The organism is Aedoeadaptatus ivorii (assembly GCF_030815095.1).
Lineage (GTDB): Bacteria > Bacillota > Clostridia > Tissierellales > Peptoniphilaceae > Aedoeadaptatus > Aedoeadaptatus ivorii.
In genome coordinates this window covers 62138-87100 of the sequence record NZ_JAUSWF010000001.1, presented here as the reverse complement: position 1 = coordinate 87100, position 24963 = coordinate 62138, and the positions used below count along the sequence as shown (strand labels likewise).

Genomic DNA, 24963 nt, shown 5'->3' with positions numbered 1-24963 from the left:
CGGTACGGTTTCGGCGCGGTAAAAAGGAGAAATACATATGGCATATTATCCTGAAGCTGCCTCATACTTCGATGGCGGCTTGCTCGAACTGATCGGCTTAAAGATTCTTGGCGCAATCGTCTGCGGCCTGACATTTGGCCTCGCCGCCCCCTGGGCCTTTACCCTGATCTATAATTACGAAGCGAGACATACGGTGATCGAAGGCAGACGACTCCGCTTTACCGGCACCGCCATGGGCCTATTCGGCCAATGGGTAAAGTGGCTTCTGCTCACCGTAATCACCTTCGGCATTTATGGATTTTGGGTCAATCTCGCGTTGATCAAGTGGAAGACGAAACATCTCGAATACGAATATTAATGCCTTCATCGATTTGGGCAACAAAAAAGCACCCGGCGCCGGGTGCTTTATTTCTTGTAAATCTTTTTTCGATGCTCGATGTCGATTGCCACGATAATCAACTTGTTGTCGTCGATCTCACATAGGATTCGATAATCCCCGACCCTATACCGCCAAAATCCTCGCAAGTTTTGGGATAGCGCCTTTCCTCTATACCTGGGTTCTTCTAAGCTTTCAATCTTACGCAGATACTTTCGTATTCGAGTGGAAACAGCTTTGTCGAGCTTCTTTAGCTGCCGCAGAGACTGCTCGGAGTAGATAAGTGTATAACTCATCTTTCTAACTCTTTATCGACCTCATCGGCGGTATAGAACTTCATAGAATCCTTATTCTTGAGATACTCTTCCACGATGCCTACATCGTATTCATCCTCTATGGAGGAAAGTAGCGTCTCTCTGGCCCAATTCGAAATCGATTTGTTCTTTTCTTTCGAGACTCGCTTGAAAAGTGCTTTGTCCCTTGATTTTACGCGGATAGTAATTGTTTCCATATCCTCCCTCCTTATGTTACATTGTAACACGTCAGAAATTAAATTTGAAGATTTGATTGTTTAAGATTGCAACACAACAAAATCTGGGCATTAAAAAGCTGTTTACCAACGACCGGCTAAACGCCGAATTCACCCATTTCGAATCCTTCTTCTCTTCCGGTTCGCGATCGTTGTTTTCTTGAGCCGTCTGTTCGTCGACTCCTGTTTCTTCCTTCAATTCTTCGCTCATGTCTGCCTCCCATAGTTTTAAGTTGCAATGCTTAACTTCCCGTAGCTTTTTACGCCTTCAACGCTTGGGCAAGGATAGCCCCGGAGTTGCACCGAAGTCTACTCTTCTATCCGCGCGGCCGGAGCCCCATCCCTCCGGCCGTTCTATAAAGAAAGGAGGTGTCGGGGCAGTTTAAGGTCTTGCCCGGGACCCTCTCATTTGCGGGGACCTTTTTGCACATTAAAATAACGCTGCTTTTTCTGCAGCGCTTTAAACTCTTCCTCGTCTAAAATTCTTTGCATGGCAATCTTGTATTTCTTCTCGTATGGATACCTTCGCTGGTCAATCAGCCGTCTACAACACTTCGCTTCTTTTCTAGTGAAAAAATGTGCGTGCTGTGTGTACTGACCGCCTTCACGCTTCAATAACCACGGGCGTTCAAGATTTGTACACTTCTTAATCGTCAGCTTCATAATTCACTAAAAAAGGCATCCGCCGGGATGCCTTAAATCTTATTTATTTTTCTCTTTTTTGGTAAACACCGGATGCGTGTCCATCGACATCCTTCTTTCGTAATGTATTCGCGCCAGTTCCGGATTTTCTTTCATCCTTTCTTGGAAATTTCTGATTCTTTGTTTGATTTCTTCTCTTAGCTCGGGTGTTAAAGTTGGGTTACTCGTCTCTTTTTGATCCATCTTCAACCTCCTTTTTTAGCATTCGTAAAGTATACACAGGAACATTTTCTTCCTTGTTGATGTTTATTATCTCAAATTGGCTACCCCTTTTCAATATATACTCATTCTCCCCATAGGGCGAGTTCCAGCCGATATAAGCACCATTCTTGCCTCTGGGCACCCGTATTTCGAAGAGCACTTTCTTTCCCTCTTCTGTGGCTTTTGGAAATGTTTTTGCGATTCTGCGTTCTACAGAAGTTGAAAGGAACCCCTTTTCAGTAATAATTTCCCCGATACTGTGCCCCTCATAAATTTCTCGCTTCGCCCCTCTATAAACAAGAATACTTTCCTCTGTACTAAACTTGTCTAAAGTGGCATCTAATACTTCGATTCTAGACTTTGTCTTTGCATCTATTTCCTGTGGTCGATTTAACTGCTGATTTATTTTTATATATCCATCCAGCATATACTCTGTCAGCACATTGCGTTCATCTTCAGGTAATTGGTCATACACCAAGTCATGATCTTCTTGAATTTTTTCCATCAATTCATCTTCTACAACTTGGAAAATACTCTCATCCGGATCATATTCATAAAATCCGGCTATCGAACATTTGCAGAATGGATGCATCGGCGGCACGTTCTCGCCAATATTTCCTTTCGCCAACGAAAAAACTTCGCCATCGTACGGTGCGCAAATATGGCACGCACCGGGTTCACAAATCCACACATAGGCATTAAACCCCGCTTCGGTAAGAGCGCTGATCCGCGCCTCATTCATCACCCTGGAGGTTTCTGTAATGGCCAATCGATTGGCGGCATACAGCGCGTTTTCCCTTCCCGTATCTGCCATATTTTTCCGTACCAGAGTTCGCATTTCCCGCGCCCAGACTTTTGGGTTCTCTCCCCGAAGGAGCGACCGCGTAAGCCCGCGCTCCAGCTTCGCCTGTAGATCGTGTTGACTTGCCCATATCCGACTACTAAAACGAGCCGATCGAAAGTCCCCATTGATGACCCGATCGGCTCGTTTTAATATCTTTTCTCTTGTTCCTTTTCGAAGGCCCAGAATGTCCGCTTGTCTTTCGACTTCTTCTGCATATGCTTCGTGTAATCGCTCTTTAAGCATCTTTTCTTCTTTGTCGGCCAGACCAATGGTCTCCAGGCGCATCTCGTGTTCCATCATTTGCAGCCGGGAAACGCGCATCTTTAAGTTATATAGCCTCAACTGCCGATTGGCCTCTTCGCTGAAATCTTTCGCTTCCACCAACTTCTGCGCTTTTTCTGCAAATCCCGCCGCATCGAACTTGGTGATCCGTTTTTTTGCCTCCTCGATCGGAACCCCTTCAGATAAGGCATACCGCGTATATAGACTTTCTACTGTCTTTAGCATATCCTTCGCGGTATCTTCGTACAGCTTCGTTAGCGCCTCTTTGTATGCCAGATCATCGCGAATCACCTGATCAAAATGTTCCGCTTCCCTTGCTTTAGTATACGCAAACTGACGCTTTATAAATTCATCTCTATTCATCGGCGTTCATTTCCGCATCAAACGTCGGCAGCGGTGCCTCTTCTTCCTGAATCCGCTTCATCTCCGCCTTCGCATCCTTAATAATCGATAGGCTATTTAGCGCTGTCTCATCGCTCACAAGACCCGTCAGCAAGTTGGCCGTTTGCGCTTCCTCAAGCAGATTCGCAGGCGTGTTTCGCGTGAATATAAAGTGCAGTCCGGCTAGATCTTCGGGTGCGATCGCCGTATTGGCAAGCACCGCGATCAACCGATAACGGCGACGAAAGCCTTTCGTAAACTTTCTCTCCTTTGTATTGGCGAGATTACTCATGCTCTGCAGCTTATACCGCAAAGCAATCCCACTGGATGCCCCGAAATCCTTGTCGTTGATATTGGCCACCATCGACAAATTAAAAATCAGCGTCTCCAGCCGATTAATCAGGTGCTCTTGCGTCGCATCGCCATCGGGCTTGTCCATAAACTCCACGATCAAATCATAGGCTCCATCATTTCTTCGGGCAACACTTTCGCAAACAAGCCATGCTTCTCCGCATTCTTGCTTCTTCGCATACTTTCTGGCTTCGGCTCTATACTCGATCCACCATGTAACTAACAGCGGCCAGTACTCGGATGATCTGCTCCCATTCGACCGCTTTTTACATGGTGTGCCCGTTCGCGTCTTTGCTTCACATACATTTTTCTTTTGCGCGTCAATCACCTCACCCCTCTAAAAATCTGCATAAAAAACGCCCCCAACAAGGACGCAAGAAATATATATAGTTATCTACAATACAATTGTCTCATGGAAAAACCCTGCAAAACATGCAAAGTTAAAAATAGACCTAAAAAACGGGAGATGCTGAAACAATTCAGATCTCCCTATAAAAAACCTTAATATCTTCCTGTCATTTAATTGAAATCATACCTAATCTTCAAATCATTCAACTGATTATAACCGATTTTTCCTTCTTTTTGCAATCTACCTACAACCACCCCCGGTGAGATATTAATTTTTTCTGCAAAATTCTTTACGGTGTCATAACCAATATCATGGTTTTGAATATAGAGATCATATTCATCCGGCGGAATTAAGATATCTCTGGCAAAAACATCTGCCTCGTATTCATGATGTTCGGTTAATCCCAAATTATCATTAATGTGTCCTAGTATGATATGGCCTATCTCATGAAATAGACTAAACCAGAACCTGTCTGCATCTTTACCTCGTAACGTTAAACCGATAACGATTTTTTTGGAATCGTAGAACGTAGCGCCATGAAGAAAAGAGCCCGGTAAATGCGGCAAATAAACCAGCGCAATCCCAAGGTTCGCCAATTTTTGTTGAAGATCTATACTAAAGTGCGAATCTTTAGAAGTTGTTAACGCCCTAATTTCATTTAAGCTTCGTTTTAAACCATCTATATTAATCGGTTTAACTGGTATATTCCTAGCTTCTAATTTAGCCTTTTGAGCCCATACTAACAAATTAAGATCTTCTTTGTTGGCTTCATTTAATTTTCTACACGCAATTTGCATAGGTGCGTTTTCAGCAAGCAATTCTAAAGTTGTAATCTCAAAAAACTTTCTGAGATTAACAACACGCTCTTTTGGCTTTCTAGTTTCTTCAATCCAACCTAATTTAGAGATTTCATTATATGATATTTTTCTTGAAATCTCTATATCTTGATCCATTTCGTTTTCTTTCTCAACCTTCGTAAGGTTCTGTCTATAGATGGACTCTAAATTATTCCAGAAACTTGCGGGAATCCCTAGTACCATTTCCAAACGATAAGCAACGTCTTGGGTTAGTTGAGACTGTCCATTAATTAATTTAGATACATGCTTCTCCGATAGGTTCATGCGAGATGCAAAATCTCTTTGAATCATACCTCTGTCTTCAAGTTGCTCTTTAATGGTAGCGCCAGGCGGAATTGCTATATAATTTTTGCTTATCATTTTTCACCTCCAAAGTTCTAATGATAGTCCACTATCTCTTCAATTCGTGCTATCATCATTTTATCTTTTTTCACCGTGAAAATTAGTCGAAACGGATGGACTAGATCAACAGCATACTCCCCTTCTCGTCTTCCTTTTAAGGCGTGACACCGTCCAATTCTAAACTGAACCAAGGTATGAACCGTATCTACAGCTTCAATTTCATTGACACGTTGATGTATTTTTATTGCCATTTCTGGTCCATATTCTTTATTTGCAATTGCATATTTTGTACAAATTCTCTTTAGCTTTTTGGTTTTATAGCCTATCTGCAACGGTTCACCCCTTAATAATATTAACCCCATAGGTTAATATTATTATATACCAAGTGTTTATGATGATCAAGGAATCTAGAAATTATTTATCCAAACAGTCACTGGAAAACCAATTCAAATAACGATCGTGAATGGATCTTGCTGTTGCTTCGTTTGCGCTCCCTATGTACATCGATGTTTTGGTCCAAGTCCACCCATCAATATAACGCCTCTCAAAGATCATCCGTGTCCGGCTATCCGGTATAGACGCAATAAATGACTCCACTTCCAGAGCCATCTTTGCGCATTCCGCTTTTCTTTTTTGCAAGATCCTTTCTAATTGCCGCTTGTACGGGCCACTGTCTTCGCCTTCAATTTGTATGTGGATCTCTTGATAAGGAAAGTGAGGGTTAGAAGCCCGCACACGATCGCGCACCGGCCGACTTAGCTTTTTTATTCGCACAATCTCCTTTTTAGATCCCGATACTGTGCAAGCTGCTGTTTATCCACCTTTTCCCTTTCTACATATTCACACGATTGTCGCGCGATTAAACTGCTGATTTTTGTAATTATACTTAAGTTATCGCACGATATACTCACGATTAAAGCGGCACATCGTTGCAATCCACTTCATAGTACTTGGCTTTATCATACTTGAGACTAAACTCACCATGATCTACTTGTAAAAGATGACATGCTAGAAGATTATAGCAAAGCCACCTGCGCAGAGTTTGCAAAACTCTTACTCTACGATCGTGAAGTCGAGCCTCGCACTATACACTGTTATAACTACCTATCGAAGCGAGGCACGGATTACTTTGAATCTATATGCATCGTGGATATCAAACGTACCCATATCATTGAATTTATAAGGCGATTGCAAAGGATGGTAAGCAAGGCGACAGGAAAACCTCTTTCGTCAAAAACCACAAAACATTACCAAGACGCCCTCATAGCTCTGCTGAATTAAGCGATCTACCTGGATATTATCGACACGAATCCCGCTGATGGCGTCAAAATTGAGCATTAAAAAACGGCTAAATTGCAACGTTAGCGCAATTTAGCCGTTTGTATCATTGGTGCCGGAGGCGGGACTTGAACCCGCACGGTGTTGCCACCGCTGGATTTTGAGTCCAGTACGTCTGCCGATTCCATCACTCCGGCTCGACCGATACCATGTAATTATAACAGAGGTTCGGCCGCGTGTAAAGGATATATTTTGAAATTGTCAATTACATACGAAGGAAAGATTCGTATGCGCGATAGGTGGAGTAGATATCCGCCTTGGATGCGACTTCAAAGGGCCCGTGCATGGAAAGAAGAGCGGTGCCCAAGTCGACGACGTCCGCTCCGGTCTCCGCCAGGATAAATGCCACGGTGCCGCCGCCACCTTGGTCGACTTTGCCCATTTCTCCCACCTGCCAGCGAATGCCTTCTTTGGAAAAGTGCATCCGAAGTGCAGAGAGGAATTCCGCGTTGGCATCGTTGGTGCCGCTCTTTCCGCGGGCGCCGGTATACTTCATGAGGCATACGCCTTCGCCCAGGCGCGCCGCATTTTTCGCATCCATTACATCTTTATAGTTGGGGTCGACGGCGGCGGTCACATCGGCGGAAAGTACGGTGCTTCGAGCCAGGGCGCGCTTTACCGCCATATGGCTGTCTTTGCCCATGGCATAGAGAATTTCCGCCACGGCATTTTCCAGATAGCGCGCGCTCATAGAAGTATTTCCGACCGATCCGATCTCTTCCTTGTCGGCAAACACGGCGACACAGGTCTTTTCGGGATCTTCTGCGGCGAACAGCGCCTCCATCGCCGCGTAGGCGCAGACGCGGTCGTCCTGTCCGTAGGCGCCGATCATGCTGCGGTCCAGCCCAAGATCTCTCGCCTCGAAGGCGGGGACGACTTCCAGTTCCGCGATTTCAAAATCCTTCTCTTCGATGTCGTATTTTTCCTTCAACAGGGCGAGAATTTCGGCCTTTACGTCGTCATTCGCGTCCTTATGGCCGAAGAGGACATTGAGGTTTTCGCCGGTGATGCCCTCCGCTAGGGTCTTTTTGTTCTGCTCCTTGCTCAAGTGCGGCAAGAGGTCGGTGACGGTAAAGATGGGATCTTCTCTGTCGGATCCGATATTTACCTCGATTTTTTCTCCCTTTTTGTTGAAGATTACGCCGTGGATGGCGAGGGGGATCGTCGTCCATTGGTATTTCTTAATGCCCCCGTAGTAGTGCGTCTTTAAAAGCGCCAAATTCTCCTCTTCATAGAGGGGATTTGCCTTGATGTCCAATCGGGGCGAGTCGATGTGGGCGGCGACGATGCGCATGCCCGCCTCTATGTCTTCGCCGATCCGAAAGAGCAGTACGGATTTTTCTTTGTTCAAGACATATAGCTTATCCCCGCGCGATACGGTCTTTTTTTCGGAAAACTCTTCGAAGCCGTGTGCCTTCGCCTTTTCGACAATGGCACGGGCGGCGAGGCGCTCGGTCTTTGCGGCGTTCAAAAATTCCTTATAACCCTCCGAAAAGTCGTAGATGGCATCGATCTGTTCGGTTTCTCTCCATATCGTCTTCGTTTCCAACGGTATCCCTGTCCTTTCATTCTGTCTGTTCGCTGTTTTCGTTCGTTTGCGTCGCATTTGCGCCCTCCGCGGCGTCGGTCGCCTGCGTGGCGGGCGGCGCTTTGTGAAGAAGGCTGTATGCCAGCATTTGCGCCATTAAGCGCTTGGCGGGCTGTTTCATATTGCCGTCTTCATCAAAAAAATCTCCCTGGGTCTTGGCCTCGCCGTACCAGTCGATCAGCGCCACATTGGCGTAGTCGGATGCAATGCGGTTGAAGACGTCGTTGTTTTTGTCTTCGTAGGCGGGATCGGCGACGACGGTAAAGAGAAAGATCGCCCGCCCTTCGGCGGCATCGACGATTTCTTTTACCTCGGCATAGCTGACCGGTCCGTCGTTTCCGACCTGAAGCACCAAGGGGGTATCTTTATCGATATCTTTTACCCGTTTTGCGATCTCAGGAATCGTAAGATGTTTGCCCGCCTCGAGAGAAATTGACGGCATGATCTTTGCATAGGCCTCCCGAAGCCCTTCTATGGCACTATTGCCCCATACATATGCCTTTTTATCCTGTAGGATAAATAGATCGTCGTTGGTCAGTTTGTAGGCGGGTTTTTGGGCGTTGATCTGCTCGATCGCCGCCGCGAGTTCGTTCGACGGCTGAAAGCGCTCGGTGACGGATCGGTTTTCTGTCGTATCTTTTTTGTCCGCCTCCACCGTCTTTACCACTTTCTCTCTGTGATAGATGGGAAGCATCGGTTTCTCTTCTTGGGTCGCGTAGCTTACGGCGAGCAACATGATCAGGGGCACTGCAAATGCCGCCAAGACACGGCGCGATGCGATCTCTCGCTTTTCAAAAAAGTAGTGGGATGCCTGGGCCGCAATCAGCAATACGGGAAAGGCGAGCAAAGTCTGTAAGGTCTCGCTCCCGCCCAGGGCGCGGACCAACCTGCCCGTAAAAAAGAAGCTCGGCATGCTATACAGATAGATTTCATAGACGCGCTCCCCCAAAAACGAAAAGAGCGGAAACGTGAAGATGCTGAAAAACGACTCCCCGTCCCGAAATAAGAAGAGGAAGAAGAGATTAAAGAGCAAAGTGGCACACAGCAACCCGCCGAAATAGGCGGGGGTGCCTTCGGGCATGAAAAATACCGAAATCACAAACAGGATCAAAATCCCCAATAAGGCGATGTCTCGATTTCCCTCTGCCGCTCTCCCCTTTCCCATGGTGGCATAGAGGACGAAGAGGCCCGAGAGAAAAAAGCTAAATAGTCGGCTGTCGGGCATATAAAAAATCCGCGTGGCGGAAAATCCCAATCCCCCGTAAATGCCCATCAAGAGCACCGACACACCGGAGATGAGGCCTAAGAGCAAACATAAAGAAATGATCTTTTGCTTGGTCTTTTTCCCCGTAATACAAAATGTAAACACCAGATAAAATTGCACCAAAAGCGAGAGAAACCACAAATGGCCCAATGGCGACGGCTGATGAATGCTCAGCGGATGGCCCTCTATGCTCTGAAAAAAATTATTGCCGAAGAATAAGGCGCTCAGCGCCTGGCCGCGAATCAGCGGCAAATCCTGGAAAAAGAATATGGCGTATAAGCAGGTACTTACGCAGACCATCGCCAAGAGCGGCGGCCAAAGTCGCCGGATTTTTTCTGCAAAATACGGACCGGCATAGATCTTCTCTTTAATGTAGGTCTCGACACTCAAAAATCCGAATAGGGCGAACAAAAAATGATAGCCCAGGTGCGCGCCGGTAAAGATCTTATCCGCCGCGATATATAGAACTATAAAACAGAGGGCGAAGCCTTTCAGCCCGCGCTCGACATCTTCTTTGTATGCATTCATTCCACAAAAACTCTCCTTCGTCATGATTCTCTCATTCTATCATAAAGCGCCCGGAGGCAGAAGAATCGCCGGAAAATCGCGTTCATAAGATTTTTACATTTTTTTCGAAGAAAAGGTAGACAAGACCACCGAAAGTAGGTATAATAATCTCTGTTACCGAGACATGCATCTTTAGCTCAGTTGGTAGAGCAACTGACTCTTAATCAGTGGGCCCAGGGTTCGAGTCCCTGAAGATGCACCAAATCGCCATTTACAGGCATTATCGGTACAGCAAATGACGATTTTATTCGTCCTTTGCCCAAGGGAGGATCTTTGGATCCTCCCTTTTTTTGTGCACTCGCTTGTTCAGACTTTAACGCGCATTTAACTTCGATTCTATCTATTCCACATACATTCGCCAAAAAAAGCGCCGTTATGGCGCTTTTCTTATTCCTTCTCCTCCCAATACCATTCCCAAACTTTTCGCAGAAAGACGTCCTTGTCTTTCTGTTGAATCCATTCGGATTGAAAGACGCGGTGGACCGCCTCGCTCGCCTGCTTCAGCGCGCGATAGTCGTCATAGCCCGCGTGGGATTTGTCGGGCATGGCAAATCCTTCGTCCTCGGTTAAAAGATAGTTGACGTCGACGGAAAAGATCTCCGCGAGTTTTTTATAGATCAGCCGATTTTTGGGATAACTGTCGCCGAGTTCATAATTTTTAATGGTGCGTACGCTTACGCCCACGGCATCCGCAAGCTCTTGCTGGATCCATCCCTTTTCGGTCCTCAGGATTTTGATTTTGTCCCCGAAGCGCATTAGAGCACCTTCGGTTCTATATGCCAAATTCTCTCGGCGTATTCCAAGATGGTGCGATCGGCGGTGAATTTGGCGGATGCGGCCATGTTCAAAAAGCTCTTTTTGTTCCAAGCTGCTTTGTCGGAGAAATCGCGCTCGATCCGGTCCTGGGTTTCGATATACGAGCGCAGATCATAGAGGATATAGTACTCGTCGTCTCTGCCCCACTGATTGTCCATCAGCGCTCGGTACAGGTCCAAAAACTTAAAGCTGCCCCCGTCGTCGAGATAGGTGCCGGTCAAGCTATCCACCGCTTCTTTTACCAGGGAATCTCTCGCATAGAGGGCATGGGGATCGTACTCTGCCGCCCGCAGTTCCTCCACGGTGGCACCGAATACATAGTTGTTGTCGATCCCCGCTTCTTCAAAGATCTCGATATTGGCGCCGTCCATCGTACCCAGGGTGACGGTGCCGTTCATCATAAATTTCATATTGCCCGTGCCGCTCGCTTCTTTGCCCGCGGTAGAAATCTGCTCGCTGACATCCGCCGCCGCGACCAAATGCTCCGCCCAGGAGACATTGTAGTCTTCGATAAAGACGACCTTCAACTTGCCGTCGGCGTCCGGGTCGGCATTCACCACCCGCGCGAGCTCGTTGATGTATTTGATAATCGCCTTGGCGCGGTGGTAGCCCGTGGCGGATTTTCCACCGAAGATACAGGTGCGTGGCGTGAAGGGCGCGTGGGGGTCGGCCTTGATACGCGCGTACAAGTGATGCACATAGAAGGCATACATCAGCTGCCGCTTGTATTCGTGGATGCGCTTAATTTGGATGTCGAAGATGGAGTCGGGATCGACGACGATGCCGTATTCCTTTCGGATTCGCTCGGCGAGATGGCGCTTGTTCTTCTTTTTGATTTCGGCAAATTCCGACAAAACCTCTGCGTCGTCGGCGAGGGCTTTGAGTTTTTCGATCTCGTTGAAATTCTTGCGCCAGCCGTTTCCGATCCAGCGATCCACCGCCTTTGCCATCTCGGGATTGGCGAGCATAAAGAATCGACGGGGCGTGATGCCGTTTGTGACATTGGTAAATTTGTTCGGGTCGAAGTCTGAAAAATCCGCAAGCTCCGTATCTCGAAGAATCCTGGAATGAAGCTCCGCTACACCGTTGACCGTATGGGAAGCGAGAATTCCCAAATGCGCCATATACACCGTATCGTGTCTCAAAATCCGCATGCGCTCAATCCGATCATTGTCGTATCCGCGTATGCGCAAATGCTCCACATAATGGGCGTCCATGCGCTCGATCACCTTCATCGTATCGGGACAGACCTCATCGAGAATATTGCGGTGCCACTTTTCCATCGCTTCCTGCAGGATGGTGTGGTTGGTATAGCTAAATATGCTCTCTACCGCATCGATGACATCTTCGAAGGCGAATCCCAATTCCTCGGTGAGGATGCGCACCGCTTCGGGAATGCCGATCACCGGGTGGGTGTCGTTGAGTTGGATGGAGATAATGTTTTTCAGCGTCTTGAGATCACGGTGTTCGATGCCGCCCTGGCGCATAAGGTCGCGAATCGTAGCCTGGGCAAAGAAGTACTGCTGCATAAAGCGCAGGACCTTCCCCTCCCGGCGCTCGTCGTTGGGATAGAGTACCCGGGTGATATTGGCGGCGAGTTCCCGATCTTCCACGGCGCCGATGTAATCGAACTCGTTAAACTTCCGAAAGTCGAAGTCATTGACCGCTTCCGCCTTCCAGAGCCGGAGGCGATTCACATTGTCCACCTGGTAGCCGGGGACGATGTAGTCGTAGGGCACGGCTTTTAGGGATACGTCTTTGAAGTCGACGATCACGGTTTCTTCCTCGACCCGCTGCCCCCAGAGATCGCCGTCTTTTAGCCAGTCGTCGCCCACTTCCACCTGGAACCCGTTTTCGAATTTCTGCGAAAACATCCCCATCTCGTAACGAAGCCCGTAACCTCGTAGGGGTACGCCCGTGGTGGCCGAGGCGTCCATAAAACAGGCGGCGAGACGCCCCAAGCCGCCGTTTCCGAGCCCCGCATCGGGCTCGAATTCATATAACTCTTCGATGCTTACTTGGTAGATCTCTTCGACGAGTTCTGCCACCAACGCCTTGGTATCGGACCCCAACGCGTGGAGGTGGTTGCGCAGGCTCTTTCCCATCAAGAACTCAAGGCTCATATAACAGGCGATCTTTCCCTTTTCGTGCAGATTGTGGGATCGAATGCGCCGGTCGTGATAGCGCAGGCGCACCGCCTTCGACAGCGCCCTCGCCTTCGACGCGATGGACGCTTCGTGTGCGGGCTTTGCCGTTTCCAGATCCAATGTCATTCGCAGATTGTTCTTCCAGGTTTCAATATCCATTGTTATCCGCCCTTTCTCCTATTCTCTGCCGAATGTACTCGGCCGTCTTCTCGTCCATATAGCGCGCGGGAATCTGCGCCCGCCAATTCCCCGTTTCGGTACCGGGTACATTGATGCGCGGTGCATCGTCCCATAGATCGGTGTGCTGAAAGATCACGATCTCCTCCGGTCGTTCCAGTGCATATTGTAACAGATTTTCCCGCGAGATGGGCTTTTTCAGGTAGTCTTCCCAACCCCTGCGCTCGAACGCGCCCATCTCTGAAACATAGCCGCCCAAAGGCGCCGTGTCGTGATTGCCCGTATAGTAGATCCGCGGATACGCTGAAATTGTCCCCGGCGCCTCGAAGGGCAATACCCCCATCCCCCGAAATCCGAAGGCGTCGCGGAATTCATAAAACGCCCGATCCAATGTGCCCAAATCCTCGATCAGGAATCGATCCCGCATCGACAGAAAGCGCGAGAGGAGTTCGCGCCCCGGCACCGGCGCCCAATGTCCCTCCTTCGGGGTCTCGCCGTAGGGAATGTGAAAGATCTTCTCGTACCCGCGAAAGTGATCCAGGCGCACCAGATCGTAGCGCTTCAAGGCGCGGCGAAAGAGGGCGGTGTGAAAGCGAAAGTCGTCCGCCCGCAAACGCTCCCAATCGTAGACCGGCGAGTCCCAGGTCTGGCCGGCGTCGTTAAAATCGTCGCCGGGAACGCCCGAGATATAGAGCGGGTTTCGATTTTCGTCGAGCAAAAAGTTTTCGGGCATGCGCCACAACTCTAGGCTGTCCCGCCCCGGGTAGTAGGGAAGATCGCCGACGATCGTTATGCCGAGGCCCCTCGCGTGGTTTCTGAGCGCGTACCATTGCCGGTCAAAGAGGTACTCGAGCACGGCGTATTTTTGCACCGCCGACTCGTTCCACAACGGCGCCACGGTATTTACATCGTAAATGCGGTAGCGATCCGGCCAATTCATCAGCACGCCGTACTGCCGGCGCAGAGCGCGAAATACCGCCACATCCTTTGCCCATGTGCCCTCTTCTTGTAAAAAGACCGCGTATCCCGGTTCGCGCGCCGCGCGTTCGAAATCCAAATACTCGAAGAGATAGTCTTCCTTTTCTTCCGCCGCCACCACATCCGCCCGGGCGAGCAATCCGTCTTCTGCAAGCGCCGTAAGATCCAACAGACCCAGATCCCCCGCCGACAAAGAAAAAGAAGCGTAGGGACTGCCGTAGGCATCCACGGGATTGATGGGCAGAATCTGCCAGTACGACAGACCGCTGCGGTGCAGAAAGTTCAAATAGTCTTTCACGACAGAAAAATCTCCCCGGCCGCCGGGCACGGGCAGAGAAAAGATCGGTGATAGAATTCCCGCTTTCACATGCGCCTCCTTTGCACAAGCAAAAAACCCTGCTTAAGCAGGGTTTTCATCCGATGGTTCGTCGTCCTCGTTTTCCTTAGGGAGTATACCCGTTTCGCCATCTGTCTCTTCAGGATTTTTTGCGGCGGGAAGATCCGAGGATGCCCCACTAACGCTTTGGGGCTTTTCGTCCTCGACGGTAAGCGGCACATTGACGTCGCTATTTTTTTGTAAAATATCCATAAATTCCTGCCCTGTGATGGTTTCTTTTTTGAGCAGGTAATTCGAAATGGCGTGCAGGCTGTCCACATTTTCGGTGAGGATCTCGTGGCTCTTTTCCTGCGCGGCGGTGACAATGGCGTGCACCGCCATATCCACGTCAAAGGCGCGGCGGTCCGATACCGCAAGGGTCGTGTCGCCGCCGAGATATTTATTGGTGACGGTCTCCATGGCGACAAAGCCGAACTCGTCCGCCATGCCGTAGCGGGTAATCATGGCGCGGGCGATCTTCGTCGCCTGTTCGATGTCGTTGGAGGCCCCGGTGGTGCGGGTGTTGAAGATCAATTCTTCCGCCGCCCGTCCGCCGGTCAAGGTGACGATCTTGTTAAACGCCTCTTCTTTGCTCATTAAGAAGCGCTCCTCCTCGTCGACCTGCATGGTATAGCCCAACGCACCGCTGGTACGTGGAATGATCGTAATCTTATGCACCGGCGCCGATTCCTTTTGCAGCGCTGCCACCAAGGCATGGCCCACTTCGTGATAGGCGATGATTTGCTTTTCGCGGGGGCTGATCACCATATTCTTGCGCTCGTAGCCGGCGATGACCACTTCTACGCTCTCCATCAAGTCCTCTTCGCGCATTCGCTCTCTGCCCATGCGCACGGCGCGCAGCGCCGCCTCGTTGATCATATTGGCGAGGTCGGCGCCGCTCGCACCGGCGGTGGCGCGGGCGACGGCGTTATAGTCGATGTTCGGTTCGGTCTTTACGTCCTTTGCGTGCACCTTGAGGATCGCCTCGCGACCCATCAGATCCGGCAGTTCCACGGGAATGCGGCGGTCAAACCGTCCGGGGCGCAGAAGCGCCGGGTCCAGGGATTCGGGTCGGTTGGTGGCGGCAAGGATGACGACGCCGCCGTTTCCTTCGAATCCGTCCATTTCCGCGAGGAGCTGGTTTAAAGTCTGCTCCCGCTCGTCATTGCCCGAAAATCCCGCCCCGTCTCTCTTTTTGCCGATGGTGTCGATCTCGTCGATAAAGACGATACAGGGCGCCTTTTCCTTCGCCTGCTCGAACAAGTCCCGTACCTTGGCGGCGCCGAGGCCGACAAACATCTCCACGAATTCCGAGCCGGAGATCGAGAAAAAGGGCACCGACGCCTCGCCGGCGACGGCCTTTGCCATCAAGGTCTTACCGGTACCCGGCGGGCCGACCAAGAGCGCCCCCTTGGGGAGCTTGGCGCCGATTTCGCTATACTTCTTGGGATTGTAGAGAAAGTCGACGATCTCTCGGAGCGCTTCTTTGGCCTCGTCCTGCCCGGCGACATTGTCGAAGGTAATGCCCTCGACACTCTGGTCGTAGATCTTGGCATTGCTCTTGCCAAAGCTCATGGGACCTACGCCGCCTTTTCCCATCGACTTGGTCATGCTGCGAATAAAGATCTGCCCCACCGCCACCATCAACAGCACCATTAAGCCGAAGCTCAACAGGCTCTGGAGTATGGGGTTCATCTCGCTGGGGTATTCCCGGTCGAACTCTACGCCGTTTTCATACAGGCGGTTGACCAGACTTTCGTCGGGAAAGCGCGAGGTATCGTAACGGACCTTGTCCTCGCCCTTCACCGTAAAGCCGATGGCCTTATCGGCGATATGGGCCTCTTTTACCTTTCCTTCGTCTACCAATGTCAAAAACTCGTTATAGCTGACCTCTTTGGTCTGTACGGTGTCCTGCCGCATCTTGGGCATCAGCATAAACGAGATTAAAAATACGATTATGATGCCGATGCCGTAGTACAGAAACATCGGTCGGTTAAAATCTTTTTTCAATACACGCCTCCATTCACGTCCGTATTTATTTATACACTTATAAGGAAACTATTATTCATGGCCGCATTTGCGAGGGCCGTTTCTTACTATACGAACGGGTTCTGAAACCGTACTATACTACACCCACGGCGGAAAGGATACCGCAGCGCAAAAAATAGTCGAATTCGCCCGCAAATCGAGACAGATATTAGACATTCATGGAAAATCTTGTGTGTTCTATGTCGAGTCTGTGAAAGAACGCGAAAACACCGCCTTCTCGGGTGACAATCCGATTTTGCTGTGGTAAAATACGAAACAGAAATCGAAACACGAAGAATAGCGGAATTCCGCCATTTCAGCGGAACACGCGATAGGAGGAACGCCAATGAAAAAAATCGCACTTACCGGCATCGTCCTTGCTATGGGCCTCGTCACCGTCGCCTGCCAACAAAATTCCTCGGCGGCAGAAGTGCCCGAAAACCAAGTCGAGGTCGTCGAAAATCAAAAGGATACGGAAACCTTAAATGCCGAAGAAAAAGACGACGCGATGGTCGAAGAAGATACGGAAAACACCGATACAAAGAAAAACTTAAAAGATGACACTGAAAAAGAGGAAACCGACGCAGATACAAAAGAGACGGCAAAAGAAGAAAAAACCTATTCCGTCACCCTGAGCTATCCTTCCACCGACTATATTGTAGACGGCAAGGAAGACGCCAAGACGAAAACCGCCTCTGCCGAAATCAAGGCTAGCGAATCCGATATCGTAAAGAAAGTATTGGACCGCTTGGCACAAGATCCCGCCGCGGAAGGCGCAGAACCCACGGGATTGGATAAATTCGACTACGCGAAGTCCAAGATCGACGGCACCACCGCAAAAGTCGACATCGCGGGCAATGCGAGCGGCGGCTCTTTAGAAGAAGACGTCATCGTCACTTCCGTCGTCAACAGCCTGCTCTCCGTAGACGGCATTCAATCGGTCGAGTTTACCGTAAACGGCAAACCCGCAGAAACCCTGATGGGCCATGTGGACATCACCGAGCCCTTTACGGCGCCCCTGTAAATTCATCGATCCGGACACAGAAAAAGGAAGCTCCCAAAAGGGGCTTCCTTTTTTTATCCGTCTCGAAACTCGGTCCTATGTTGCATGGCCGTCGCCACCGTAAGTTCGTCGTAATACTCCAAGTCGCCGCCGACGGGGATGCCGTGGGCGATGCGGGTGATCTTGATGTCGACGTCTTTGAGCATTCTCGCGATATAGCGCGCGGTGGTGTCTCCGTCCTTGGTGGGGTTGGTGGCGAGGATCAGCTCGCGAATCTCCTCTTTTTTAAGGCGCTCAAAGAGCTCCTTGATGCGAAGATCAGGCGGCAGTACCCCGCGTTCCGGCACGATGACACCGTGCAATACGTGGTAGAGGCCGTTGTATTTGGCGGTCTGTTCCATCACCTGCACGTCCTTGGGCTCTTCCACTACGCAGATGGTATGCCGGTCCCGATGCGCGCTCTTGCAGATGGGGCAGATCTCCTCGTCTGTGTAGTCGAAACAGATCTCGCATTCCCGAATCTTTTCCTTCGCCTCGAGGATCGCTTTGGCGAGCTTTTCCACTTCCCCCTGGTCGGATTCCAAGAGAAAATAACTGAGCCTCCGGGCGGTTTTTACACCTATGCCCGGCAGGCGGGAAAGGCGAAAGACGAGTTCTTCCAGAGGCCGTTCCACGCTTAAAACATCCCCGGCAGATTCATGCCGCCGGTCAGACGACTCATTTCCCCTTGGGTCTTTTCTTCCGCCGCGCTCATGGCTTCTCGAACCGCCGCGAGCAGCAAGTCTTCAAGGGTCTCTACGTCGTCGGGATCGACCACGTCGGGATCGATCTCTACCTTTAAGAGCTCCTTCTTTCCGTTGACGATCGCCTTTACCACGCCGCCCCCGGCGGTGGCTTCAAATTCTTCCTTGTCGAGATTTTCCTGCATTGTCTCCATTTCCTTTTGCAGCTTTTGAATCTGCTTCATCATGGAATTCATATTCTTTCCGCCCATATTGGGGAAACCTTTAGCCATTTTTTCCTCCTCTATCTACTTCTACTTTTTCGTCTCCGAACACCCGGCGCAGCGCGTCCAAGGTGGCGTCCTCGTCCGTCTCTTCGATAATTACGGCCCAGTCCTCGCCGAGCACCGCACGCACGCTCTCTTCGAGGGTCTTTCGATTGGTATCCTTCTGCACCGCATTCAGATGGAAGCGAAATCGCGGCAAAAATCCGATATGGAGCGCCCGGTTCTTCGCATACACCGTCTCCGCGTCCTTTAAGAGCGCAGCGCAGGCGATGTTTTCTGTGCGCACGCGCGATACAATTTCTTCCCAGCGCGCCGGCTGAAATTCTTCGGAAGGTATTATATCACGATCCGAATCGTCCCTCAAAGCCTCCGACGCCTCTTCGGCTTCGCGCGGGCTCTCGCTTTCTTGCGGTTTGGGGGGCCGCACAGAAGGCGAGGGTGTATCGGATTTCTGTGCGGGTTCTCTCTTCGGAGTGCGCACGCGCACGGGTTTATCGACAGGTTCCTCTTCCGCTTCTTTATACAGCGTCTTTAACAGTAAGACTTCCAGCACCCCGCGGGGCTCCTTGGCGTATTTTAAAGCGTCCCTCGCCGCATCGAACAGGTCGATACAGCGAAACAGGTCCTTTTCTGTCAGCTGCCGCGCCTGGGCGATAAAAGTCTCTTTTTCCTCTTCCGCAAATCGGGGCGGAATCTTCTCGGCGTAGCGGTAGAACAAGAGCTCCCTAAAATACCTGAGGAGCGCGTCGTATAAGAGCGCGAGATTCCTACCGCCGAGATACGCATCTTCTACCACATCCAAAAGGAGCGCCGCATCGCCTGCGATCACTCCGTCCAGAATCCGAAAGATGCGCTCGTCCTCGCTCAACCCCAGGCTATTTCGTACCGCCGCCGCATCGATCGTATCCTCCGACAAAGAGAGGACCTGATCGAGTATGGACAGGCTGTCGCGCATAGAGCCGTCGCCGTGTACCGCGACAATATGCAGCGCATCTTCCGTATAATTGCGGCCCTCTTCGTCCAAAATGCGCCCCAGTTCACGGGCGATTTCCTCTTCTTTTAAGCGGGAGAACGAAAACTTTTGGGAGCGCGACAGGATCGTCGCGGGAATCTTTTGCGGTTCCGTCGTCGCCAAGATGAATACGGCGTGCGCAGGCGGCTCCTCTAAAATCTTTAACAAGGCGTTAAAGGCGCCTTTACTGAGCATATGGACCTCGTCGACGATATATACCTTTTTCTTCGCCACGGCGGGAGCGTAGACGATGTTTTCGCGGATCTCGCGAATGTCGTCGACCGAGTTATTGCTCGCCGCGTCGATCTCCATGACGTCGAAGAGCGATTCTTCGAGAATGCCCCGGCACACCTCGCACGCGTTACAGGGATTCGCCCCCCGAGGCTCTAGGCAGTTGATCGCCCGGGCAAAAATCTTCGCCACCGAGGTCTTCCCCGTCCCCCGCGTGCCCGAAAATAGGTAAGCGTGATGTATATGGTCTTCTGTGATTTGATTTTTTAGCGCGGTTACGATTTTTTCTTGACCGACGACTTCGTCAAATGTCTTCGGTCTGTATCTTCTATATAAGGCTTGCATAATCTCCTCCAAAATACCAGTATACCCTATCCTCCCTTTCTTCCCAATACAATTCACAGATCCGGCGCAAACAGAATTCCTTTAATTTTGACAGGATTTACACCAAATCATCACATAGGGTAGCTATACTAAGACCATATCAAGGATATGTATTTTAGGAGGTATTTGAAAATGAAAAATCTGAAGAAAATCGCAAGTGCATTGGCAGTAGGTACCCTTATGTTCGGTCTGGTTGCTTGCCAAGGCAACGCTGAAAAGGCAAACGACGCTGCTAACGAAGCAAACGCCGCTGCACAAAACGCTACCGAAGAAGCACAAAACGCTACCGCTGAAGCAAACGCTAAGGAAAACGAAGCTGCTGAAGCACAAAACGCTGCTGCTGAAGCAAACGCTACTGCAGACCAAGCTGACGAAGCTGCTGACAACGCACAAACGGAAGAAGCTGCTCAATAATCGATTTTCGATTCAAGTACGTAAAAGCTCCGGGTTTCCGGAGCTTTTTTTATTCTTCTAAATCTATGTGGCTATGTTATAATTTAAATATACTATAAGAAGGAGGGCGAAAAATTGTATTGTTTTCAGTGTGGCGAAGAGTTGGTGAAGGGTGCCAAATTCTGTCACGTCTGCGGCGCCAATCAGGAAGATGCCAGGAGACTCTTCGAAAAGAAATTCAAAAAATCCTCCCCTGAATCCCATCCTAATTCTACCCGACCCAATTCGCCCGGCGGAGATACTAAAGTCGCCTACTCCTCCGATCCGGAAGACGGCGAGTACTTAAAATCCTATCTGGATACCGTCGATACGAATGTGGGACAAAATCTCAAAAAGCACGAAACCCTCTCCGGCATTTCCACCGACAGTACGGCCGAAGAGCAAGCGCCCGTAAACGTAAAAGACGAGGCGCCGAAAGTCGAACCGGAGGAAGAGCCGTCGGTTGCAGAGAAAACGGAGCCCGAAGCGGATGTGCAACCGAAGCAAAAGAAAAAGAGCTTCTCGGAGATCTGGAACCGCTTTATCGACGAAGAGGACAATCCCTATTCGGTCTTCGGCGAAATGGCGGACCGCTTGGAAAAAGACGAAACGGCGATCTCCTCTACCGAGGCGGACAATTTGCGCATCTCTCGCGATGTGGAAGAAGATACCTTTAACCAAACCGGCGATGTGGGATCCTTAAACCACAAGGTCAACGAGATCCTCGAAGGGCAGGAACGGGAACGGGAAAAAGAGAAGATCACCGCCAAGGGCATTCTCTCCTTCTTCTTCAAGCAGTCACCGAAAGAAGGCGCGTCCCGAAAAGCAGATGTGGAATACGACGCGGAAGATACGCAGACATCCGATTCCTATGCGGTCCCCGATTCCGACGACGCCCCGGCCGAAGAAATTCGCGCCTACGACGACTACGAGGCGCCCGCCGGGAAGCGCGCGGATGCGGACGATCATTCCGATGCACCGACGCGAACCGACCGCGCAGAACGCCTTTTGGCCGATCTGAAAGCGCGCAGCCGCGCCTTCAAAGAGCGACTTCGCGCCAAAAAAGAAGCGCGTTCCCGAAACGAAGGGACCGAATCCCTCGATGCCACCGAAATCTACGACGTGGCACCCGCCGCCGAAGCGGATACGGGCGCCGGCCATGAGACCGAAATCGCCGCCTTACATGCCGCGGCCGAACGGTTACAGGCCGCCCGCGTAAAGGTCAAGGAAGCGGGACCCAACGGATTGTACGCACTGATCGGCATCGGGGCGGTTCTAAGCGCCGCGCCGATCCTCTTCGCATTCCGCGGGGTCTCGATCCTCGCGATTCTCTTTACCATCCTAAAGGTCGCCATCGGCATTTTCGCCTTTACCTACGCCAACGAAATCGCGAGGAACAACACCTGCCGTCCCGTCTTCAAAAAGACGCGGAGAATCGACAGCCTGTTGCACTGGATCCTGTATTTGATCCCCGCCACCTTGGTGTTTTTCCTCCTCCCCTCGTCTTTGGCCATGGGAAGAACGGTGCTCGGCGCCGTAACGCCGCATATTATTTTAAGCATCCTCCTGTATTTCTGGGTTATCTTCCTCGCCTTGGCTTCGGCACAGGAAGACCTCGTCGCCGGAGGACGCAGAGATTTTATCGCCTGGTACGGCATTTTGTTTATCAGCATCGATCTGATCTCCAAACTCTTTTGGATTCTTACGATTTTTATTACCTCGACATTTGCATAGTCCCTACAAATCGCAGACGACATCGGCAAAACCGGTGTCGTTTTTTCTATGGATCGCTTTTATTTCTGTGCAATCGCTTCCAAATCCGCTTTCACCTTGTGCCCGCGTGGGAAACTCACTACAATAGAGTATAACTATAAAGAAGGAGGATATTATGACGATTGTTTGTAAATTCGGAGGGTCTTCTTTGGCCAACAGTACGCAGTTTCAAAAGGTGGCAGATATCGTTCGGGAAGATCCCGACCGCCGCTATATCATACCCTCGGCGCCGGGTAAGGCGCAAAAAAGCGACCAAAAGGTCACCGACCTTCTGATCCTCCTCTACAATATGGCGATCCACAGACTCAGCGCCAATGAGGTGCTCCAGATGATCGAAGCCCGGTATCGGGAGATCATCGACGGAATCGGCATCCGCTTTCCCCTGGAGGCGGAGTTGGATCGCATACGGAACACCATCGCCGACGGGCGGGTCGAAAAGGCCTATGTGCTTTCCCGGGGCGAATACTTAAACGGCAAGATCCTCGCCGCCTATTTGGGGTTCGACTTCGTCGATGCAAAGGACGTCATCCGCTTTGACGACGACGGCTTCTGGGATGCAGATGCCACTTACCGGTCGCTTGCGGCCATGGCATCGGAACACGAAAATGCCGTCATCCCCGGCTTTTACGGTGCAAACGACAAAGGCGATATCTTTACCTTTAGCCGCGGCGGCAGCGACCTCACCGGCTCGATCGTCGCCCATGGCGTCGGCGCCGATCTGTACGAGAACTGGACCGATGTTTCCGGGCTTTTGGCGGCGGATCCTTCGATCGTAAACTCTCCCGCAAAAATTCACTCTATTTCCTATCAGGAACTGCGGGAGCTCTCTTACAGCGGTGCCAAGGTCATGCACGACGAAGCGATGTTTCCCGTCATCGAAAAAAACATCCCCGTGGTGATCAAAAACACCAATGCCAAAGACGAAGACGGCTCCTATATCCTGGGCTCGGTGCCTGAAGAAGCGGGCGGCGCCGACATCACGGGCATCGCCTGTCGCAAGGGCTTCGACGTGATCAATATCGAAAAATACCGCATGAACAGAGACCTCGCCTTTCACCGCAAGGTCCTCTCGGTGATCGAAGCGAACGATCTGTATTTGGAGCATATGCCCTCGTCCATCGACTCGGTTTCCTTGGTGATTTCTGGACGCTATCTGAAAAATAAGACCGAGCAGGTCCTCGCCGAGCTCCAGACCTTTACCAATGCGGATCGCATCAGCCTTGACCACAACATCGCCCTAATTACCGTGGTCGGCCGAAATATGAAAAACCGCATCGGCATGAGCGCATTGATCTTTAAGGCGCTGGCCGATGCCGAGGTAAATATCCGTGTCATCGTGCAGGGGGCGAGCGAAATGAATATTATCATCGGGGTCTTGGAGGCCGAGGCGGAAAAATCCGTACGCGCCATCTACGACGCCGCCTTTTCGGATGCACTTTCAAACGGCGAGGATTTGGAGTATACTGAATGAGACGGGGTGCAGCGCGCTGAGAGAGGAAACTCAACCCGATGAACTTGTGCAGATAATGCTGTGTAAGGAATGAGCCGATGCACGTTCGCATCGGCTTTTTTGTTCTGAAAGGAGAAATAGATATGAAAGCAAGCATGGCCATCCAAGTCCTTCCCGTGGTGGAAGGCGATCGCGAAGTCGTACGCATCGTCGATGCCGTCATCGATCTGATCGCCAAGAGCGGTCTCCACTATGTGGTCGGTCCCTTCGAGACCACCGTAGAAGGCGATTCCATGGACGAAATCATCGACCTGTTGCGCGCCTGCGAAAAGAAAGTGATGGAAGAAGGCGCCGAAGCCGTCTATTGCTATGTAAAACTGAGTCACGGCAAAGAGTCTATTCTGACCATCGATGAAAAAATCGGCAAATATCAATAAAATCTACCGGGGCAGTCTCTTTATCGTGCTGCTGCTCGTCCTATGGCAGGTATTGAGCACATCCGGCATATTGCCCGGCTATCTCTTGCCCGCGCCGATGCGGGTGGTAGAGGCATTTATTCACGACGCATCCCTTTTATTTTTCCACCTGCAAATTACCCTCCTAGAGGCGGTACTGGGTCTTTTACTGGGCATCGCATCGGGTTTTCTCTGTGCCTTTTTGATGAACACCAATGCCCTGATCCGCGACGCCCTCTACCCCATTCTAGTGCTCACCCAAACCGTTCCCACCGTCGCCATTGCTCCGCTATTGGTGCTGTGGATGGGATACGGTATGGCGCCGAAGATCCTGTTGATCGTGCTGGTAACTTTCTTTCCCATGGCGGTTAATCTCTACGAAGGCTTTGCCGCGGCGGATCCCGACGAAATTCGACTGCTGCGCGCCATGGGGGCCCGCCCCGGACAGATCTTTTTCTACGTCAAATTGCCCAACGCCTTGGAGGGCTTCTTTTCCGCCCTGCAAATCGCGGCCTCCTATTCGGTGGTCGGCGCGGTCATCGCCGAATGGCTCGGCGGCTTTCGCGGGTTGGGTGTCTATATGACGCGGGTAAAAAATGCATATAGCTACGACAAAATGTTCGCCGTAATCTTTTTAATTTCATTTCTCAGTCTGCTCCTGATGGCGGGCGTGCATATCTTGCAGAAAAAAGCCATGCCCTGGGCAGAAAGCGACAATTAG

General features: G+C 50.6%; 25 protein-coding genes and 2 tRNA genes. 8 read left to right on the top strand and 19 right to left on the bottom strand.

Translation table 11 applies throughout. The features are described from left to right. Positions 1–37 precede the first annotated feature (37 nt). Complete coding sequence (locus QO008_RS00425; protein ID WP_126465138.1) at positions 38–358, top strand: YjgN family protein; 321 nt, start codon at positions 38–40, stop codon at positions 356–358. A 47-nt stretch (positions 359–405) separates the two neighbouring features. On the opposite strand, the gene QO008_RS00420 is transcribed toward QO008_RS00425, so the two are convergent. The 12 genes from QO008_RS00420 to QO008_RS00365 form a co-directional block, all read right to left on the bottom strand. Continuing rightward, positions 406–672 (bottom strand): type II toxin-antitoxin system RelE family toxin, encoded by a 267-nt coding sequence (locus QO008_RS00420; RefSeq protein ID WP_126465136.1) that lies wholly within the window; start codon positions 670–672, stop codon positions 406–408. Beyond that, positions 669–887: a type II toxin-antitoxin system RelB family antitoxin gene (gene relB, locus QO008_RS00415; RefSeq protein ID WP_307383267.1), complete on the bottom strand. Its 219-nt coding sequence runs from the start codon at positions 885–887 to the stop codon at positions 669–671. The genes QO008_RS00420 and relB overlap by 4 nt, the downstream gene beginning before the upstream one ends. Before the next feature lie 31 nt (positions 888–918). Beyond that, positions 919–1116 carry a hypothetical protein gene (locus QO008_RS00410; RefSeq protein WP_307383264.1) on the bottom strand — a complete coding sequence of 66 codons (198 nt, stop codon included), beginning with the start codon at positions 1114–1116 and terminating at the stop codon, positions 919–921. A 194-nt stretch (positions 1117–1310) separates the two neighbouring features. Next, positions 1311–1568, bottom strand: coding sequence for a hypothetical protein (locus QO008_RS00405; protein ID WP_307383261.1), 258 nt, complete (start codon positions 1566–1568; stop codon positions 1311–1313). 39 nt (positions 1569–1607) lie between these two features. Next, positions 1608–1790, bottom strand: coding sequence for a hypothetical protein (locus QO008_RS00400; RefSeq protein ID WP_126465130.1), 183 nt, complete (start codon positions 1788–1790; stop codon positions 1608–1610). Further along, positions 1768–3297: an ADP-ribosyltransferase gene (locus QO008_RS00395; RefSeq protein WP_307383258.1), complete on the bottom strand. Its 1530-nt coding sequence runs from the start codon at positions 3295–3297 to the stop codon at positions 1768–1770. The genes QO008_RS00400 and QO008_RS00395 overlap by 23 nt, the downstream gene beginning before the upstream one ends. Further along, positions 3290–3994 (bottom strand): phage portal protein, encoded by a 705-nt coding sequence (locus tag QO008_RS00390; RefSeq protein WP_232006503.1) that lies wholly within the window; start codon positions 3992–3994, stop codon positions 3290–3292. The genes QO008_RS00395 and QO008_RS00390 overlap by 8 nt, the downstream gene beginning before the upstream one ends. Positions 3995–4185: 191 nt before the next feature. Further along, positions 4186–5232 (bottom strand): helix-turn-helix domain-containing protein, encoded by a 1047-nt coding sequence (locus QO008_RS00385; protein ID WP_126465126.1) that lies wholly within the window; start codon positions 5230–5232, stop codon positions 4186–4188. Between the two features lie 17 nt (positions 5233–5249). After that, positions 5250–5546 carry a type II toxin-antitoxin system RelE/ParE family toxin gene (locus tag QO008_RS00380; RefSeq protein WP_126465124.1) on the bottom strand — a complete coding sequence of 99 codons (297 nt, stop codon included), beginning with the start codon at positions 5544–5546 and terminating at the stop codon, positions 5250–5252. A gap of 1056 nt (positions 5547–6602) precedes the next feature. Continuing rightward, a tRNA-Leu gene (locus QO008_RS00375) sits at positions 6603–6689 on the bottom strand. A gap of 68 nt (positions 6690–6757) precedes the next feature. Beyond that, positions 6758–8101 carry an aminopeptidase gene (locus tag QO008_RS00370; RefSeq protein ID WP_232006502.1) on the bottom strand — a complete coding sequence of 448 codons (1344 nt, stop codon included), beginning with the start codon at positions 8099–8101 and terminating at the stop codon, positions 6758–6760. Positions 8102–8117: 16 nt separating this feature from the next. Further along, positions 8118–9932, bottom strand: a complete 1815-nt coding sequence (locus QO008_RS00365; RefSeq protein WP_307383252.1) for an acyltransferase family protein — start codon at positions 9930–9932, stop codon at positions 8118–8120. Positions 9933–10097: 165 nt separating this feature from the next. Here QO008_RS00365 and QO008_RS00360 point away from each other — a divergent pair. Further along, positions 10098–10173: transfer RNA gene (locus tag QO008_RS00360), tRNA-Lys, on the top strand. Between the two features lie 185 nt (positions 10174–10358). On the opposite strand, the gene QO008_RS00355 is transcribed toward QO008_RS00360, so the two are convergent. The 4 genes from QO008_RS00355 to ftsH are packed head-to-tail and all read right to left on the bottom strand — an operon-like array spanning position 10359 to position 16451. Continuing rightward, positions 10359–10727, bottom strand: a complete 369-nt coding sequence (locus QO008_RS00355) for a helix-turn-helix domain-containing protein (protein WP_126465118.1) — start codon at positions 10725–10727, stop codon at positions 10359–10361. Further along, positions 10727–13093 (bottom strand): glycogen/starch/alpha-glucan phosphorylase, encoded by a 2367-nt coding sequence (locus tag QO008_RS00350; protein WP_307383248.1) that lies wholly within the window; start codon positions 13091–13093, stop codon positions 10727–10729. The genes QO008_RS00355 and QO008_RS00350 overlap by 1 nt, the downstream gene beginning before the upstream one ends. Next, positions 13083–14456, bottom strand: a complete 1374-nt coding sequence (locus tag QO008_RS00345) for a 4-alpha-glucanotransferase (protein WP_126465116.1) — start codon at positions 14454–14456, stop codon at positions 13083–13085. The genes QO008_RS00350 and QO008_RS00345 overlap by 11 nt, the downstream gene beginning before the upstream one ends. A 33-nt stretch (positions 14457–14489) precedes the next feature. After that, positions 14490–16451, bottom strand: a complete 1962-nt coding sequence (ftsH, locus tag QO008_RS00340; RefSeq protein WP_126466302.1) for an ATP-dependent zinc metalloprotease FtsH — start codon at positions 16449–16451, stop codon at positions 14490–14492. A gap of 388 nt (positions 16452–16839) precedes the next feature. Between ftsH and QO008_RS00335 the strand changes: the two genes are divergently transcribed. Further along, a complete protein-coding gene (locus QO008_RS00335; RefSeq protein WP_307383244.1) occupies positions 16840–17517 on the top strand; it encodes a GerMN domain-containing protein in 678 nt (225 codons plus the stop codon). 53 nt (positions 17518–17570) lie between these two features. Here the strand turns inward: QO008_RS00335 and recR are convergent, their stop codons facing one another. Genes recR through dnaX form a run of 3 tightly spaced genes read right to left on the bottom strand, consistent with a single transcriptional unit; the run spans position 17571 to position 20093 of the window. Continuing rightward, on the bottom strand, positions 17571–18170 hold the full coding sequence (gene recR / locus QO008_RS00330; RefSeq protein WP_126465112.1) for a recombination mediator RecR: 600 nt from the start codon (positions 18168–18170) through the stop codon (positions 17571–17573). Between the two features lie 2 nt (positions 18171–18172). After that, positions 18173–18511, bottom strand: coding sequence for a YbaB/EbfC family nucleoid-associated protein (locus tag QO008_RS00325; protein WP_126465110.1), 339 nt, complete (start codon positions 18509–18511; stop codon positions 18173–18175). Then, positions 18504–20093 carry a DNA polymerase III subunit gamma/tau gene (gene dnaX, locus QO008_RS00320; RefSeq protein ID WP_307383240.1) on the bottom strand — a complete coding sequence of 530 codons (1590 nt, stop codon included), beginning with the start codon at positions 20091–20093 and terminating at the stop codon, positions 18504–18506. Before dnaX ends, QO008_RS00325 begins: the two co-directional genes overlap by 8 nt. Positions 20094–20264: 171 nt before the next feature. On the opposite strand from dnaX, the gene QO008_RS00315 reads away from it, so the two are divergent. The 5 genes from QO008_RS00315 (at position 20265) to QO008_RS00295 (ending at position 24963) form a co-directional block, all read left to right on the top strand. Next, positions 20265–20546: a hypothetical protein gene (locus tag QO008_RS00315; RefSeq protein ID WP_307383237.1), complete on the top strand. Its 282-nt coding sequence runs from the start codon at positions 20265–20267 to the stop codon at positions 20544–20546. Positions 20547–20660: 114 nt separating this feature from the next. Continuing rightward, complete coding sequence (locus QO008_RS08070) at positions 20661–22298, top strand: zinc-ribbon domain-containing protein (protein WP_307383234.1); 1638 nt, start codon at positions 20661–20663, stop codon at positions 22296–22298. Between the two features lie 154 nt (positions 22299–22452). Beyond that, complete coding sequence (locus QO008_RS00305) at positions 22453–23808, top strand: aspartate kinase (protein ID WP_197721111.1); 1356 nt, start codon at positions 22453–22455, stop codon at positions 23806–23808. Between the two features lie 122 nt (positions 23809–23930). Further along, positions 23931–24224, top strand: coding sequence for a thiamine-binding protein (locus tag QO008_RS00300; protein ID WP_126465100.1), 294 nt, complete (start codon positions 23931–23933; stop codon positions 24222–24224). Next, positions 24199–24963, top strand: coding sequence for an ABC transporter permease (locus QO008_RS00295; RefSeq protein ID WP_307383229.1), 765 nt, complete (start codon positions 24199–24201; stop codon positions 24961–24963). Before QO008_RS00300 ends, QO008_RS00295 begins: the two co-directional genes overlap by 26 nt.